The organism is Leucobacter chromiireducens (assembly GCF_003917135.1).
Lineage (GTDB): Bacteria > Actinomycetota > Actinomycetes > Actinomycetales > Microbacteriaceae > Leucobacter > Leucobacter chromiireducens_A.
The window spans coordinates 31,534-48,204 of sequence record NZ_RPDI01000019.1 but is presented as its reverse complement, the minus strand read 5'-3'; the positions used below and the strand labels follow the sequence as shown (position 1 = coordinate 48,204).

Genomic DNA, 16,671 nt, shown 5'->3' with positions numbered 1-16,671 from the left:
GCTGGGATCGCTGGGATGGGTGGGCGATGGTGGCTGGGTGGGGCCACCGGTGCGGCACCGGTGGCCCCACCCGAGCGCTTACTTCGAGAGGGAGATCTGTCGAAGCGTGGGGAACATCATGCCGGTGACCGGCGTGACGGTGAACTCCGCCGCGGAGACGTACGTGTTCGTCGACTGCGCCCACACGGAGAAGAACGCGTTCTCGGTGACGAGCTCGTTGAGCTTCTCCACCGCCTTCGTCTGTTCCTCGCCTGGCGCCGCGGTGAACACGGTGTCGACCTGCGCCTTGACCTCGGGGAACGCCTCAAGGCCCGGGGTCGGGTTGTACCACTGCGGCTTCGCGATCTGGCGCTCGACCGTGGCGATCGGGTTCGAGTCCATCGCGATCACGCCGACGAACATGGGGTACTCCGGGGCGACCGACATGTACTGCATGAAGTCGGTCTCCTTCCAGGTGACCCCGATCCCGAGCTCCCCGAAGGTCTGCTCGACGATCGCCTGCCAGGGCTGGAAGGGCGGCGCCATCGGCATCGTGACGTCGAAGCCGTCGGCGTAGCCCGCCTCGGCGAGCAGCTGCTTCGCAGTCTCGATGCTCGGCTTCGTCTTGCCCGTGAGCGCGGGGACGTAGCCCGGCGTCCCCACCGGGAACACCTGGTTCGTCGCCTCGCCGACGCCCTGCGCGATGGTCTCCACCATCTCGGGGCCGTTGAACGCGACGTTGAGCGCCTGGCGCACCTTCAGCTCGCCGAGCGGCTTGCCCATCTCGGTGGCGCCGGCGCGATCGCTGAACTGGAGCCCGACCCACATGGAGAGCCCCGTGGCCACGTTCCACCCGCGATCCGGCGCCAGATCCATGGCGGTCTTGTCGCCGTAGATCACGTTGAACTGACCGCTCTCCATGCCGTTGAGCATTGCCGTCGCGTCAGACAGTGGGCTCACCGAGAGCGGATCGAAGGGGAAGTCTGCTGCCGCCCAGTGATCGGCCACCTTGTCGAAGCGGTACTCGGCACCCGGCACCGAGTCGGCCGAGAGCGTGTACGGCCCCGATCCCACTGGAGTCTCCGCGAGCGTCCCGGCGTCGATCGCGTCGGGCGCCATCATGTAGCTGCGGCCGAGCCCCATGAAGTAGAGGATCGTGTCGTCGCGCTGCGTCAGGTGGATCGCGATCGTGTCCTCGTCGACCGCCTCGAAGCTCTCGACCTTCTGGTAAGCCTCCTGCGAGCGCGCGCCCTGCTGCAGGTACTCGAGGCTCTTCACCGCGGCGGCGGCGTCGAACGTCTCGCCGTCCGAGAACTTCGCGTCGGTGCGGAGGTCCATCGTGATGGTCTTGAAGTCGTCGGAGATCTCCCAGCCCGTTGCGAGCGCTGGCTGCGGCTCCCCCGCGCCGTCGATCGTGACGAGCGGGTCGTAGATGGCCGACAGGTAGGGGCCATCGAAGCCGACGTCGGCGAGCGAGGGATCCCAGGACGTGAGGTCAAGGAAGTTGCCAATGCTGAGCGGCTTGGCGGCGGCATCGTCGCCGCCGCCCGCGGCCGCCCCGCCGCCCCCGCCCGAGCAGGCAGTGAGCGCGAGCGCCGCTGCGGCGAGCGCTGCGATCCCCGTGAGTGTTCTCTTCATCGTGTCTACTTCTCTCGGTAGTCGGAACTGGTGCTGATGGGATGAGGCGCCGTTGCGTTGCCATCGCTTTTCCGCCGTGAACTCGCGTCCCCCGCGTGGTGATGGACGTCACTTCGGCGTGCCGTCGGTTTCATTCTACGAACGTTGACTAAAAAAGCAAACTTTCGTCTACGGTCCGAGAATAACGATTTTGCGACGGGAAAAACACGCGCCGCACCGGCGGTGTTTTCGGGAATCCGAGCGCAGCCATTGGCCGCGACTCCGGGATCGTATACGATTCGATGTACGACCAAAGGAGGCCACGTGCTCGACCAGACCCAGATTGACGCCATCGCCGAGGAGCTTGTCCAGGCGGATCGCGACCGCGCGGTGCTGCCCAAGCTCACCAGTCGCTACCCCGGCATGGTGATCGAAGACTCGTACGCGATCCAGAAGGTGTGGTCGGACCGGCGCATCGCGCAGGGCGCCAAGCTCGTCGGCCACAAGATCGGGCTCACCTCCAAGGTCATGCAGCTCGCGACCGGCATCTCCGAGCCCGACTACGGCGTCATCCACGACGACATGGTGTTCGAGTCCGGCTCCGTCCTCGAGTTCGATCGCTACTCGAACGTGCGCATCGAGGTCGAGCTCGCCTTCGTACTCGACAAGCCGCTCGCCGGCCCGGGCACCACCATCTTCGACGTGCTCGACGCGACCGCGTACGTCGTGCCGGCGCTCGAGGTGCTGAACTCGCACCTCGAACTCGAGGGTCGCACCATCGTCGACACGATCAGCGACAACGCCGCGATGGGCGCCATGGTGCTCGGCGGCCGCCCGGTGAAGGTGGACGAGGTGGATCTCAGCTGGGTCCCCGCCCTCCTTTACCGCAACGAGACCATCGAGGACTCCGGCGTTGCCGGCGCGATCCTCGGCCACCCGGCGATGGGCGTCGCGTGGCTCGCCAACAAGCTCGCACAGCACGGACAGACGCTCGAGGCCGGCGAGATCATCCTGGCCGGCTCGTTCACGAAGCCGATGTGGGTGGAGCGCGGCGACACCGTGCACGCCGACTACCACGAGCTGGGATCGGTGACATGCCGATTCGTGTAGAGCTGCCGGCAACGCTGCGCGCGCGGCTCGACGCCGCCAAGCGCCCGCTCATCGGCCTGTGGGCCTGCGCCGGCAGCCCGGTGACCGCCGAGATCGTGGCCGGCAGCGGCTGCGACTGGGTGCTCCTCGACGCCGAGCACTCCCCCAACGGGCTCGAATCGGTCCTCGCGCAGCTGTACGCGATGTCCGCATACCCGGTGGCCCCGCTCGTTCGCCCGCCGTACGGCGACACGGTGACGATCAAGCAGTTCCTCGATCTCGGCGCGCAGAACCTCCTCATCCCGATGGTGGACTCCGCGGAGCAGGCCGAGCAGATCGTGCGGGCGGTGCGCTACCCGGACGGCACGGCGGGCGGCGGCGTCCGCGGCGTCGGCTCGGCGCTCGCGCGCTCGGCGCGCTGGAACCGCGTCGAGGGCTACCTGGGTCGCGCGAACGAGACGATCAGCCTGACCGTGCAGATCGAGTCGGCCGCGGCGGTCGCCGACGTCGAGCGGATCGTCGCGGTCGACGGGGTCGACGCGATCTTCGTCGGTCCGTCCGACCTCGCGGCGTCCATGGGGCTCCTCGGCCAGCAGGGCCACCCCGACGTCGTCGAGAACGTGCTGCGCGCGATCCGCGCGGGCGTGGCCGCCGGCACGCCGGTGGGCGTGAACGCGTTCGTACCGGCGGACGCCGAGCGATACCTCGCCGCTGGCGCGTCGTTCGTCGCGGTCGGCGCCGACGTTGCGCTCCTCGCGCGGCAGACGGAGGCGCTCGTTGGGCGCTTCGCGGGTGACGCGGGCGCTGGTGGCGCTGGTGACGCTGGCGCGGCGGCCGAGCCACGCGCCTCCTACTAGCAGACCGGGCGGGGACCGAGGCACGAGCCCCCTCCCCGGCGGTCTTCACAAAGCCCACCAGATCGTATACGATAAGAAATATAAAGAGATGAGCGAGGGAGCCATGACCTACGGAATCGAGACCCCAGGCAAGATCATTGCCGTGCACCTCAACTACCCGTCGCGCATCGCGCAGCGCGGCCGCACACCAGCATTCCCGTCCTACTTCTTCAAGCCGGCGTCCTCACTCGCCCCGACCGGCGGCACCATCGAGCGCCCGGCAGGCACCGAGCTCCTCGCGTTCGAGGGCGAGATCGCGCTCGTCATCGGCACGACCGCGCGCTGGGTCTCCCCCGAGGACGGCTGGAGCCACGTCGCGCAGGTCACCGCCGCCAACGACTTCGGTCTCTACGACCTCCGTGCTGCCGATAAGGGCTCCAACGTGCGCAACAAGGGCGGGGACGGCTTCACCCCCATCGGCCCGGCCGCGATCGAGACCGCAGGGATCGGCCAGGACGACTGGCGCGTGCGCACCTGGGTCAACGGCGAGCTCGTGCAGGACGACACGAGCGACACCCTCGCATTCCCGTTCGGCCAGCTCGTCGCCGACCTCTCGCAGCACATGACGCTCGAGCCGGGCGACGTGATCCTCACCGGCACCCCGGCCGGCTCCTCCGTGGTGCTCCCCGGCGACGTCGTCGAGGTCGAGGTCGACGCCCCGAACGCGCCAGGCGCCCCCACCACCGGCCGCCTCGTGACCACGGTCACCCAGGGCACCACCGCGTTCGGCGACTTCGGCAACACCCCGAAGGTCGACGACCTGCAGCGCGTGGAGGCCTGGGGCAGCGAGGCCGAGCACGCCGCCGCGGTGGCCGCAGGCCGCGCGACGCCGCTCGCCGGCGACGGCACGGATCCCGCGCAGATTCTCACCCCCGAGATCCGCGCGCAGCTCTCCGGCGTCGCGGTCGCGACGGTCTCTGCGGCGCTGCGCAAGCGCGGCTACGTCGACATCTTCATCGACGGCGTGCACCCGAACCACGAGGGCGACACGATCCTCGGCACCGCGAAGACCCTTCGCTTCATCCCCTTCCGCCCCGACTTGTTCAAGGCGCACGGGGGCGGCTTCAACGCCCAGAAGCGGGCCTTCGACACCGTGAACGAGGGCGAAGTGCTCGTCGTCGAAGCGCGCGGGATCCCCTCGACCGGCACCGTCGGCGACGTGCTCGCGCTGCGCGCGCAGGTGCGCGGCGCCGCGGGCATCGTCACCGACGGCGGGGTGCGCGACTTCGCCGCAGTGCAAGCCTTCGACATTCCCGTCTTCTCGCAGGGTGCCCACCCGAGCGTGCTCGGCCGCCGCCACGTCCCGTGGGAGACCGACGTCACCATCGCGTGCGGCGGCGCCGCGGTGCAGCCCGGCGACATCATCATGGGCGACCGCGACGGCGTCATCGTGATCCCGCCGTTCCTGCTCGCTGAGGTGGCCGCCGAGGCCGCGGCCCAGGAGCAGGCCGATGCCTGGGTGGCAGACCGCGTCGCGGAGGGCCACGCCGTCGACGGCCTCTTCCCCATGAACGCCGAGTGGCGTGCACGGTACGACGCGTTCCTCGCCGAGGGGGCGTGAAATGACCGCCGAGTCGAAGTCCGAGCGCGCTTACCGCCTGATCCGAGCGAGGATCGACAGCGGTCAGTACGTGCCGGGCTACCGCCTCGTGCTCGCACCGATCGCGGCCGAGCTCGACATGTCGGTCGTGCCGGTGCGTGAGGCGATTCGTCGCCTCGAGGCCGAGCAGCTCGTCACGTTCGAGCGCAACGTCGGCGCGCAGGTCTCGCTCGTCAAGGAGACCGAGTACCTGCACACGATGCAGACGCTCGCGCTCGTCGAGGGATCGGCCACCGGCCTCGCCGCGCCGTTCATCACCGCGGATCAGATCGCTCGCGCGCGCGCCGTCAACGAGACGATGCGCGAATCGCTCAGCGCGTTTGACCCGCAGCGCTTCACCGAGCTGAACCTCGAGTTCCACAGCGTGCTGTTCGAGACGTGCCCCAACCCGCACATCCTCGACCTCGTGCACCGCGGCTGGAACCGCATGAAGGTGCTGCGCAACTCCTCGTTCAGCTTCGTGCCCGGTCGCGCCAGCGAGTCGGTTGCCGAGCACGAACGACTCCTCGAACTGATCGAGCAGGGGGCCTCCCCGCTCGACATCGAGCTCACCGCACGCGAGCACCGCACCGCGACGCTCGACGCGGTGCTCGCCCACTCCGAGGAACAGCACCGGCACGCGGCGCCAGCCGCGTAGCCGCCAGCGGTTCCCCGCCGCTCACCCCACACACTCACCCCATTCCACCCGATTTCACCACTGGAGGAAGCATGACGCACCAGAAGCCCGAGGGCCTGCCCGAGAAGATCCAGCTCTTCATCGACGGCGAATTTGTCGACGCGCAGGACGGCGCGACGTTCGACGTCATCGAGCCCGTGTCCAACGAGGTGTACATCACCGCAGCGTCCGCGAGCAAGGCCGATGTCGACCTCGCCGTCGCCGCAGCGAAGCGCGCCTTCGACGAGGGCCCGTGGCCCAAGATGCTGCCGCGCGAGCGCTCGCGGATCCTGCACAAGGTCGCCGACATCGTCGAGTCGCGTGACGAGCAGCTCGCCCTCATCGAGAGCTGGGACTCCGGCCTCCCGATCACCCAGGCGAAGGGCCAGGCACGCCGCGCCGCGGAGAACTTCCGCTTCTTCGCCGATCTCATCGTCGCCGAGCACGACAACGTCACCAAGGTGCCCGGCCGCCAGATCAACTACGTGAACCGCAAGCCGAAGGGCGTCGCCGGGCTCATCACGCCGTGGAACGTGCCCTTCATGCAGGAGTCGTGGAAGCTGGCCCCCGCCATCGCGACCGGCAACACGGTCGTGCTGAAGCCCGCGAGCTACACCCCGCTGTCGGCGGCGCTGTGGCCCGAGATCTTCCGCGAGGCCGGCGTGCCCGAGGGCGTCTTCAACCTCATCCTCGGCTCCGGCGGCGTCGCGGGCGATGCACTCGTGAAGCACCCGGATGTGCCGCTCATCTCCTTCACCGGCGACAGCTCGACCGGCGCGATGATCTCCACGAACGCCGCGCCGTTCCTGAAGGGCCTCTCGCTCGAGCTCGGCGGGAAGAGCCCGTCGGTCGTGTTCGCCGACGCGGATCTCGACGAGGCACTCGACGCCACCGTGTTCAGCGTGTTCAGCCTGAACGGCGAGCGCTGCACGGCAGGCAGCCGCGTGCTCGTCGAGCGCTCGATCTACGACGACTTCGTTGCACGCTACGCCGAGCGCGCGAAGAACATCGTGATCGGCTTGCCCTCGGATCCCGCGACCGAGGTGGGCGCACTCGTGCACCCGAGCCACTTCGAGAAGGTCATGAGCTACGTCGAGATCGGCAAGGGCGAGGGCCGCCTCGTCGCCGGCGGCGGACGCCCCGAGGGCTTCCCCGAGGGCAACTACGTCGCGCCGACCGTCTTCGCCGACGTGAAGCCCGACGCGCGGATCTTCCAGGAGGAGATCTTCGGCCCGGTCGTCGCGATCACCCCCTTCGACACCGACGAGGAGGCGCTGGAGCTCGCGAACAACACGAAGTACGGCCTCGCCGCATACGTCTGGACCTCGAACCTGAAGCGCGCGCACAACTTCGCGCACGGCATCGAGTCGGGCATGGTGTGGCTGAACTCGAACAATGTGCGAGATCTGCGCACCCCCTTCGGCGGCGTCAAGGCGTCGGGCCTCGGCCGTGAGGGCGGCTACCGCTCGGTCGACTTCTACACGACCGCGCAGTCGATCCAGATCACGCTCAACGAGGCGCACTCGCCCCGTTTCGGCGCAGGCAAGTAGCCACCACCGCGGGATCCGGATCGGCGTGCAGCGCCGCGCTGATCCGGATCCCCAGCAGACCCTTTTCCCCCGCCGCGCTCCGTCGCGTGGCACCACCCGCAAGATTCACGAATGAAGGACAACGACATGTCTGAACTCACCGGTCGCGAAAAGACCTCCTCCGGCTTCTACGTCACCAAGGAAGCCCCGATCAAGACCGACAACCCGATCCTCACCCCCAAGTCGCCCGCGCCCGACATCCTGCGCTGCGCGTACATGGAGCTCGTGGTCACCGACCTCGCGGCGTCGCGCGCGTTCTACGTCGACGTGCTCGGCCTCACCGTGACCGAGGAGGACGAGAACACCGTCTACCTCCGCTCGCTCGAGGAGTTCATCCACCACAACCTCGTGCTGCGACAGGGCCCCATCGCCGCGGTGGCTGCCTTCTCCTACCGCGTGCGCACGCCGGAGGATCTCGACAAGGCGGTCGCCTTCTACACCGAGCTCGGCTGCCGCGTTGAGCGTCGCGCCGATGGCTTCACCAAGGGCATCGGCGACTCCGTGCGCGTCGAGGATCCCCTAGGCTTCCCCTACGAGTTCTTCTACGACGTCGAGCACGTCGAGCGGCTCGCGTGGCGCTACGACCTCTACACGCCTGGCGCGCTCGTGCGCCTCGACCACTTCAACCAGGTCACCCCCGACGTGCCGCGCGCCGTGCGCCACTACCAGGACCTCGGCTTCCGCGTCACCGAGGACATTCAGGACGAGGAGGGCACCGTGTACGCGGCGTGGCTGCGTCGCAAGCCCACCGTGCACGACACCGCTGCGACAGGCGGCGATGGCCCCCGCATGCACCACGTCGCGTTCTCGACGCACGAGAAGCACAACATCCTCGCGATCTGCGACAAGCTCGGAGCCCTGCGCATGTCCGATCGCATCGAGCGCGGCCCCGGCCGCCACGGCGTCTCGAACGCGTTCTACCTCTACATCCTCGATCCGGACGGGCACCGCGTCGAGATCTACACGCAGGACTACTACACGGGCGATCCCGACAACCCGGTCGTCACGTGGGACGTGCACGACAACCAGCGCCGCGACTGGTGGGGCAACCCCGTTGTCCCGTCCTGGTACACGGACGCGTCGCTCGTGCTCGACCTCGACGGCAACCCGCAGCCCGTCGTGGCGCGCACCGACGCCTCGGAGATGGCCGTGACCATCGGCGCCGACGGCTTCTCATACACGCGTGACGAAGAGGGCGAGAAGGGCTTCAAGCTCGGCAACACGCTGTAGCGAGCCTCCGGTGGGAGCGTGCGGCGGGAGCCTGCGCGCTCCCACCGCACGCGGAGCGGGGGTGGATCCCATGGGATCCGCCCCCGCTCCGCGTTGTGTGGGAGCCGGTGGCGGGCTTTGTTGAGGACCCGACAACGTTTCGGTCCAGTTGTTGAAATCTCGGAGAATCCGCGCGATCTCGCCGTTCTCGGGCCTCCGAGTGTCCGAGGTGCATGGTGTGATGGACGCATGTCAGACACCACCCCAGCGGCCTATCTTCGCGCAGCGAATGCTCGGCTCGACACGTCGGTCACGCGTGTCGAAACGCTCGAGCGCCGCAAGCGCGCGCTGGACGCGGATCGAGCGAGAGAGCTCGCACGGGTCCTCGATATTGTCGCGGAGAGCGGGCTGCGCGGTGGTGAGCGGGAGCTCCTGCGCCGCTCCATCGTTGCCGAGTGTGCGACCGCGCTCGGGCTGAGCGAGGAACAGATCCTGTCGGAGATGTCGCGCGCCGCCACCCTCGTGCACCACTTCCCTGAGGCGCTCGCGCGGCTCGCCTCGGGCACCATCGGTGCGGAGCATGCGCGGGTCATCGTTGCTGCCAGCGACATCATCGGCTCCGGCCCCGACGCGGAATCCGCCGCGCGGCGCGCGGCATACGAGCGCGAGGTCATCGTGGTGGCCGAGCGCGAGACCCCCAACCGCCTGCGGCCCACCGCGCGTCGCATCGCCGAGAAGTACGCCGAGTCCGGCATCGACGAGCGCCACACTGCCGCGGCGTCGGCGCGGCGGGTTACCGTGATCGATCGCGAGGACGGCATGGCCGATCTCCTGGCGTTCCTCCCGTCGGCGGAGGCGCACGCCATCTACGACCGGCTCACCCGCATCGCGAAGCACGTGCACGGCGCGGCGGGGCAGGTCGACGGCGCAGCAGGGCAGGGACAGCGCACATCACCGCCCGCCACCGATCACCGGAGCCGCGACGAGGTGCGGGCCGACACGTTCGCAGAGCTCCTGCTGAGCAGCGACCCGGCGACGCTCACCGCGGGCGCACCGGAGGAGTCATTCCGCGCGCGGGTGCAGGTGGTGCTCACCGCCACCAGCTCCCCGGACGGCACGCTCGACGAGGCCTCGTTCGCGGTCGTGACCGGCGAGCTGCAGGGAGCTGGCCCCATCGGCCCGCGCGCCGCCGGCCGCATCGCGGCGAGCGCAGACGCCTGGGAGAACGTCGTCACCACCTTGGGCGGGGTGGTGCGGTCGGTGGACCGCTACCGCCCGAGCCCGGAGATGCGTCGAAGGCTCGGCGCCCGCGATGGGCACTGCAGATTCGCCGGGTGCCGGGTCCCGCTCCCCCGGTGCGATCTCGACCACACCGTCGATGCTGCCCGCGGCGGGCGCACCACCGAGACCAACCTGGCGCACCTCTGTCGCCACCACCACACCCTCAAGCACCACGGTGGCTGGGACCTCACGCAACACCCGTCGAACGGCACGCTCACCCTCGTGAGCCCCACCGGCAGAGTGCACACCGACGTCCCCGAGGGCCTGGCCCGCGGCGCCGCGACGGGTGTGAAGCCCGGGCCGGGTGTGCGATTCGTACCGGCGGACACGGAAGCTCCGTCAGACTCCGATCACCCGTTCTGAGCGTCGGCCTCCGTGACCAGCTCCTGGGCCGCCGGCCCAGGCGTCTCAGCCGCCGGCCCGAGCGTCCCGGCCGCCAGGCCGAGCGCGAGCTCCGCGTAGCTCCGCACCGCCTCCCGGCACTCCTCGCGCGGGGTTCGGTCGCCGATGAGCGGGTACAGGTCGTAGGCGTCCTCCAGGGCGACGAGGTTGCGCGCGATCACGCCGGGCGGAGAGGCGAGCTGGAACTCGCCGGTGCCGGCCCCGATCTCCACGAGCGTGCGGTAGAGCATGATCTGCCGCTCCACGAGCGCTCGGTGCGCCGGCCGGTACTCCGGATGCTCCGTGAGGATCTGCACGCTCTCGTACACGTGCCGCAACTCGTCACTGATCTCATCGGGCACCCCGGCCTCGATCATCGCCGAGATACGGGCCGCCGCGCTCTCCCGGCGATCGAGGATCGCCTGGCGCCGCTCCGCGAACTCCTCCATCGCGCCGGCGAGCGCGGTGAGCTGCAACTCGTCCAGGCTCCCGAAGTAGTGCAGCACGTTCGCCGGGCTCATCGTCGCCTCGGCGGCAACCGCGCGGACGTTGACGCCGCCGCGCGGTCGCGTTCTGGCCACACGCCAGAACGCCCGCACGATCTCGTCTCGGCGTTCCAAGCGGCGGCGCGCGGTCGCATTCATGTCGCTCAGCCTAGAGGATGCGCCCCGCGCTCACCGGGCGGCGCGGCGCTCGGCGCAGTGTTCGCAGACTCCACCGGCACCCGGACGGACTCGGTGAGCCCGGCGTAGTACTCGGGGCGGCGCGCCTTGATGATCAGACCGACAATGATGCCGCCGATGAACAGGATCGGGGTCGGCAGCAGGAGGATCTGATTGATGGGCCCCTCGAGCCCCGTCACCACCTCGAAGTTCGTGACGATCAGCGTGAAGCCGACCACGAGACCGAGCGCGCCGAGAATCGGCGCGATCACCACGCGGAAGACGCTGTGCCCCCGACGATCCCGCAGGAAGTACCAGACCACCGCAATCGCCGCGAGCGCCTGCGCGAATACGAGTCCCTGCACGCCCGTCGCATACGTCCAGAGCGCGAGCCCAAGGAACGGGTCAGCGCCGAGCAGGATCGCGACCAGCACGCCGATCACGGAGAACACCGACAGGGTGAGACTCGCGATCGCCGGCGACTGCGTACGCGCCGTGGTGCGGCCGAGCGCGCGCGGGAGCAGCCCCTCGCGGCCGAGCGCGAAGAGGTACCGTGTGCTCGCGTTGTGGAACGACAGCACACACGCGAAGAAGCTCGTGACGATCAGGATCTTCATCACCCAGCTCGCCCACGCCCCCGCGACCTGACCAGTGCCGTCGATGACCATCGTCTCGAAGGAATCGCTCGCGGCAAGCTGCAGGATCCCGTCGACGCCAAACGCGACGGTCAGGATCCAGAATGTGAAGCCGTAGAACACGGCGAGGAACACGACCGCGATGATCGTGGCGCGCGGCACGGTGCGCTCCGGCTGCTTTGCCTCCTCCGCGTAGATGGCGGTGCTCTCGAAACCGAGGAACGCGCCGAACCCCACCACGAACAGCGCTCCGGCGGTCGGCGCGAAGAACACGTTCTCGAGGCTGAACGGCGCGGCGCTCCAGGGTTCGGGACCGCCGTTGGCCAGGGTGGCCACCGCCAGCACGAGCAGGATCCCCACCTCAAGCGTGAGCAGCACCGCGAGCACCTTCGCACCGACGTCGATCTTGCGATACCCGAGGAACGCGACGATCGCAACCGCGAGGAGCGACCACACGCCCCACGGCAGGTCGATGCCGAGTAGCTCCGCGAACGTGAACTGGGCGAAGAACCCGATGAAACCGTAGAACGAGATCACCAGCGCGACGTAGGCGAAGACGGTGACCGAGGAGGCGCCGAGCCCGAACGGTTTCCCGAGGCCGCGCGACACGTACGCGTAGAACGCACCGGCGTTTCGCACGCTCTTCGACATCGCGGTGAACCCCAGCGCGAACAGGATCAATACGATTCCGCTGAACACCATCGCGCCCGGCGCACCGAGGCCGCCGAGCCGGAACGACGTCGCGGCCCCGCTCACCACCACGGTCAGGGGAGCCGCCGCCGACACCACGAAGAAGATGATGTCCCAGGTGCCGAGGCGGCCGGCGGCGAGCTGGCCTGAGCTCGCCTCCGGTCGCGATGCGCGCGCAGCGCCGCTCTGGGTGGGTGGGGCTGACGAAGCGGACATGGGACTCCTTTGTCTGAACACGCGATCCGGGTATGATTCCAACTACGACCAGGCTCCTTGAACAACGATCAAGGATTGCTCGGTCATCACTGCATTCCGTAGTTTAGACACAAGTGAACGGATGAAACAATGTTCAATGTTGAGCACCCCACGCCCCGCGCCCGGGACCTCGGCGTCCCATTCGACGGCGCACCGGGCACGTGGAACGCCATCACCGACGTGCCGGGCCTCGAGGTGGGCTACGAGACGCTCATCAGCGACACCCCAGCGGTCACGCGCACCGGCGTCACCGCGATCCTGCCGCGCGGACGAGAACTGGCCGGCAGCCCGTGCGCCGCTGGCATCGCGGTACTGAACGGCAACGGCGAGCTCACCGGGCGCAGCTGGATCGAGGAGTCCGGGCAGCTCCAGACCCCCATTGCGATCACGAACTCGCACGCGGTCGGCGCGGTGCATCGCGGCGTCGACGCGTGGCTCGCGGAGCACCACCCCACCAGCGCCGCGGCCTGGATGCTGCCCGTCGTCGGAGAGACCTGGGACGGCTACCTGAACTCCATCAACGCCGACACGGTGCAGCCGACCCACGCGCGCGAGGCGCTCGACGGGGCACGATCCGGCCCGCTCGCGGAGGGAAACGTCGGCGGCGGCACCGGCATGAACTGCTACGGCTTCAAGGGCGGCACCGGCACCGCGTCCCGGGTGGTGCGCTCGGGCGACGCAGCCTGGACCGTCGGCGTGCTCCTGCAGGCCAACTTCGGCGGCCGCGCCGAACTGCGCGTGCAGGGCCGGCCGCTCGGGCGCGACTCTGCGGCGCCGAACCCCATGGAGACTGAGCCCTGGTTTGCGGCGGACCTCGCCGCTGCGGGATCCGGGGCGGGCACGGGATCCGGGGCAAGCGCGGGACCCGGTGCAGGTGCGGGATCCGGGGCTCACGCGGTCCCCGGCGCCGGGAGTGTCATCGTCATCGTCGCGACCGACGCCCCGCTGCTGCCGGACCAGTGCCGGGCGCTCGCGCGGCGCGTCCCACTCGGCCTCGCGCGCACCGGCACTACGGGGAGCCACTTCTCCGGCGACATCTTCCTCGCTTTCTCGACCGCGAACACCGGCAGCCTGAAATCGGCCATGGGCCGCGGCGAGGTGCGCACCGAAACCATCGAGCACATCGCGTGGGGCAGCATCGACCCGTTCTTCGAGGCCGTGGTGCAGGCCACCGAGGAGGCCGTGGTGAACGCGCTCGTCGCGGCGCGCGACATGACCGGCCGCGATGGGCACGTGAGCTATGCGCTCCCGCACGAGGAGGTGCGCGCGGCCTTCCACTGACCGGGAAAGCCCTGATCACGCGGCTCGGGACTATCCAATTGGAAAGCCGTGCGCTCGCGGTCATGCCCCGTGCGCGCAGTGCACAGCTTTTCGCTACTGATCACGGATTCTCGAACCTAGACTCGCTCACATGTGCCGCCAGCGCCGAAGCTGGCTTGGTCGGCAAGGAAGCGAGACCGGGAGGGAACCCACATGACCACCACCGCACCGACGCCCGAAACGGCGCACGATCCGGGACTGAGCCGCAGAACGCTCGGCGTGCCCGCGATCACGCTCATGATCATTGCGGCGTCCGCGCCGCTCACTGTCGTCGCCGGCGGCGTCACCACGTCGTTCGCCGTGACCGAGTCGCTCGGCGTGCCGCTCGGCTTCCTTCTGATCGCCGTGATCCTCACCGTCTTCGCAGTGGGGTACACCGCGATGGGTCGGAACATCACGAACGCCGGCGCCTTCTACGCATACATCGCGCAGGGCCTCGGCCGCCCGCTCGGCGTCGGCGCCTCCCTCGTCGCGCTCGTCTCGTACAACGCGATGCAGATCGGCATCTACGGCTTGTTCGGCTTCCAGCTCTCCATGTTCCTTGAGGCGAAGTTCGGCTTCGCCTCACCGTGGTGGCTCTGGATCCTGCTCTGCATCGTGCTCGTCGGCGTGCTCGGCGTGAACCGCGTCGACCTCTCGGCGAAGGTGCTCGGGGTGCTCGTCGGCCTCGAGTTCCTCGTCGTGATCATCTTCGACATCGTCGCGATCGCCGCCGCCCCGGAGGGCGTGTCCACCGCGACCCTCAACCCCGGCGCGCTTTTCGGGCCAGCGCTCGGAATCATCCTCGTGTTCGGCGTCGCTGCGTTCATGGGCTTCGAGGGCGCCGCCATCTACGGCGAGGAAGCGAAGGATCCCAAGCGCACGGTCCCCCGCGCCACCTACGCCGCCGTCGCGATCATCGGCGTCTTCTACGCGTTCAGCGCGTGGGCGTTCTCCGTGGGCATCGGCCCGGGCCAGATCGTCGGGGCCTCGCAGGAGTTCGGCCCGGACCTCATGTTCGTCTTCATGACCGACCAGGTGGGCGTGCTCTTCGCCGACATCATGACGCTGCTGTTCCTCACGAGCCTGTTCGCGGCGCAGCAGTCGTTCCACAACGCCGTCGCGCGCTACTTCTTCTCGCTCGGACGCGAGGGGGTACTCCCCGCGTGGTTCGCGCGCACGAGCCGCGCCGGCGCCCCGTGGGCCGGCTCCGTGACCCAGACCGCGATCGCGCTCATCGTGGTGGTCGGCTTCGCCCTCGCCGGTGACGTGTTCGGGGGCGCGGCCGCGCTCGGCGACTCGGCGTTCCTCTACCCGGTGCTCACGATGTTCACCTGGCTGACGAACACCGGCGCCATGGGGCTCGTGCTCCTCATGGCGGTGATCGCCGCCGCCGTGATCGGGTTCTTCCGCGGCAACCGTCGCGGCCTGAGCGTCTGGACGACGGTCATCGCGCCCATCATCTCCGGCGTGGCGCTGCTGTGGGTGTTCATCATGATCCTGCAGAACTTCCAGCTCATGCTCGGCCAGACGGAGCCCGACGCCTCAACGTTCGCGCTCCCCGGCATGATCTTCGCCGCGGGGATCATCGGCATCGTGTGGGCGCTTGTCATCCGGGCCAAGCGGCCAGCGGTCTACCGCCAGATCGGCCACGGCACCGAGCCCGGCGCATACGGGACCGAACTACTTGATGTGGTGAGCGACGAGGTCTAGCCGCGAAACCCAGCACCGCACCCACGCACGACGACAGAGCCCCGCCCCCTTCACGCGAAGGGGGCGGGGCTCTGTTTTTCGGCGGGGCTCTGTTCCGCAGCGGGGCTCTGTTTTTCGGCGGCGCCGCGCGCGAGGCGAACTAGGCCGCGCCCTCGAACATGCTCGTCACCGAGCCGTCCTCGAACACCTCGTGGATGGCCTTCGCGAGCAGCGGCGCGATCGAGAGCACCGTGAGCTTCTCGAACTGCTTCTCCTCCGGAACGGGGAGCGTGTCCGTGACCACAACCTGGTCGATGAAGTCCTGCGACAGGTACTCAACGGCCTTGCCGGAGAAGATCGCGTGCGTCGCGGCGATCGTCACGCCACGGGCGCCGGCCTCCTTGAGCGCCTCAGCGGCCTTCGAAATGGTGCCGCCGGTGTCGATCATGTCGTCGACCATGAGGCACCAGCGGTCCTTCACGTCGCCGACGATGCCGTGCACCGAAGCCTGGTTCGCCACGGAGGGGTCGCGACGCTTGTGGATGATCGCGAGCGGCGCACCCAGCCGGTCGCTCCAGACGTCGGCAACGCGCACGCGGCCCATGTCGGGTGACACGACGGTGAGATCGTCGCGATTCAGGTGCTTCTCGAAGTGCTCGAGCAGCACCGGCATCGCGAACAGGTGATCGAGCGGGCCGTCGAAGAAGCCCTGGATCTGAGGCGCGTGCAGGTCGACCGACATGATGCGATCGGCGCCAGCGGTCTTGAACAGATCCGCGATGAGGCGCGCGGAGATGGGCTCGCGTCCGCGACCCTTCTTGTCCTGGCGGGAGTACGGGTAGAACGGCGCAACCACGGTGATGCGCTTCGCCGAGGCGCGCTTCAGCGCGTCGACCATGATGAGCTGCTCCATGAGCCACTCATTGATCGGGTTCGTGTGCGACTGGATGACGAACGCGTCGGAGCCACGAACACTCTCGTCGAACCGGGCGTACAGCTCACCGTTCGCGAACGTGCGCGCGTCAGTGGGAACAAGTTCGGCGCCGAGCTCGGCAGCCACCTGCTCAGCGAGCTCGGGGTATGCCCGGCCCGAAATCAAGACGAGCTTCTTCTGCCCCGCCATCTCGATCTTGCTCATCAGT

Annotated in this window: 13 protein-coding genes; 9 read left to right on the top strand and 4 right to left on the bottom strand. The window is 68.9% G+C overall.

All coding sequences use genetic code 11. The features are described from left to right. Window positions 1-78: 78 nt before the first annotated feature. Window positions 79-1,617 carry an ABC transporter substrate-binding protein gene (locus EGM46_RS10035; protein WP_125100016.1) on the bottom strand — a complete coding sequence of 513 codons (1,539 nt, stop codon included), beginning with the start codon at window positions 1,615-1,617 and terminating at the stop codon, window positions 79-81. A 303-nt stretch (window positions 1,618-1,920) separates the two neighbouring features. Between EGM46_RS10035 and EGM46_RS10030 the strand changes: the two genes are divergently transcribed. The 7 genes from EGM46_RS10030 to EGM46_RS10000 all read left to right on the top strand — a co-directional run bounded on the left by EGM46_RS10030 (window position 1,921) and on the right by EGM46_RS10000 (window position 10,278). After that, window positions 1,921-2,706: a fumarylacetoacetate hydrolase family protein gene (locus EGM46_RS10030; RefSeq protein ID WP_125100015.1), complete on the top strand. Its 786-nt coding sequence runs from the start codon at window positions 1,921-1,923 to the stop codon at window positions 2,704-2,706. After that, window positions 2,691-3,542, top strand: coding sequence for an HpcH/HpaI aldolase family protein (locus EGM46_RS10025; protein WP_125100014.1), 852 nt, complete (start codon window positions 2,691-2,693; stop codon window positions 3,540-3,542). Before EGM46_RS10030 ends, EGM46_RS10025 begins: the two co-directional genes overlap by 16 nt. Before the next feature lie 103 nt (window positions 3,543-3,645). Next, the gene (locus EGM46_RS10020) at window positions 3,646-5,142 is read left to right on the top strand and encodes a fumarylacetoacetate hydrolase family protein (protein WP_125100031.1); all 1,497 of its coding nucleotides are present in this window, start codon (window positions 3,646-3,648) and stop codon (window positions 5,140-5,142) included. Between the two features lies 1 nt (window position 5,143). Then, entirely contained in the window at window positions 5,144-5,818 is a 675-nt protein-coding gene (locus EGM46_RS10015) for a GntR family transcriptional regulator (protein WP_125100013.1), read from the top strand. A 71-nt stretch (window positions 5,819-5,889) separates the two neighbouring features. Continuing rightward, window positions 5,890-7,386 carry an aldehyde dehydrogenase gene (locus tag EGM46_RS10010; protein WP_125100012.1) on the top strand — a complete coding sequence of 499 codons (1,497 nt, stop codon included), beginning with the start codon at window positions 5,890-5,892 and terminating at the stop codon, window positions 7,384-7,386. Between the two features lie 126 nt (window positions 7,387-7,512). Further along, a complete protein-coding gene (gene hpaD, locus EGM46_RS10005; RefSeq protein WP_125100011.1) occupies window positions 7,513-8,655 on the top strand; it encodes a 3,4-dihydroxyphenylacetate 2,3-dioxygenase in 1,143 nt (380 codons plus the stop codon). Window positions 8,656-8,883: 228 nt separating this feature from the next. After that, window positions 8,884-10,278: an HNH endonuclease gene (locus tag EGM46_RS10000; RefSeq protein ID WP_125100010.1), complete on the top strand. Its 1,395-nt coding sequence runs from the start codon at window positions 8,884-8,886 to the stop codon at window positions 10,276-10,278. Here the strand turns inward: EGM46_RS10000 and EGM46_RS09995 are convergent. Further along, complete coding sequence (locus EGM46_RS09995) at window positions 10,266-10,940, bottom strand: TetR/AcrR family transcriptional regulator (RefSeq protein WP_241156283.1); 675 nt, start codon at window positions 10,938-10,940, stop codon at window positions 10,266-10,268. The genes EGM46_RS10000 and EGM46_RS09995 overlap by 13 nt on opposite strands. Window positions 10,941-10,945: 5 nt before the next feature. Beyond that, window positions 10,946-12,499, bottom strand: a complete 1,554-nt coding sequence (locus EGM46_RS09990) for an APC family permease (RefSeq protein WP_125100009.1) — start codon at window positions 12,497-12,499, stop codon at window positions 10,946-10,948. Window positions 12,500-12,628: 129 nt separating this feature from the next. Between EGM46_RS09990 and EGM46_RS09985 the strand changes: the two genes are divergently transcribed. Both EGM46_RS09985 and EGM46_RS09980 read left to right on the top strand, forming a co-directional pair. Continuing rightward, the gene (locus EGM46_RS09985) at window positions 12,629-13,819 is read left to right on the top strand and encodes a P1 family peptidase (RefSeq protein WP_125100008.1); all 1,191 of its coding nucleotides are present in this window, start codon (window positions 12,629-12,631) and stop codon (window positions 13,817-13,819) included. Window positions 13,820-14,011: 192 nt separating this feature from the next. Further along, window positions 14,012-15,550, top strand: coding sequence for an APC family permease (locus EGM46_RS09980; RefSeq protein ID WP_241156282.1), 1,539 nt, complete (start codon window positions 14,012-14,014; stop codon window positions 15,548-15,550). A 139-nt stretch (window positions 15,551-15,689) separates the two neighbouring features. Here EGM46_RS09980 and EGM46_RS09975 read toward each other — a convergent pair whose 3' ends face one another. Then, window positions 15,690-16,667, bottom strand: a complete 978-nt coding sequence (locus tag EGM46_RS09975) for a ribose-phosphate diphosphokinase (RefSeq protein ID WP_125100007.1) — start codon at window positions 16,665-16,667, stop codon at window positions 15,690-15,692. Window positions 16,668-16,671: the final 4 nt, after the last annotated feature.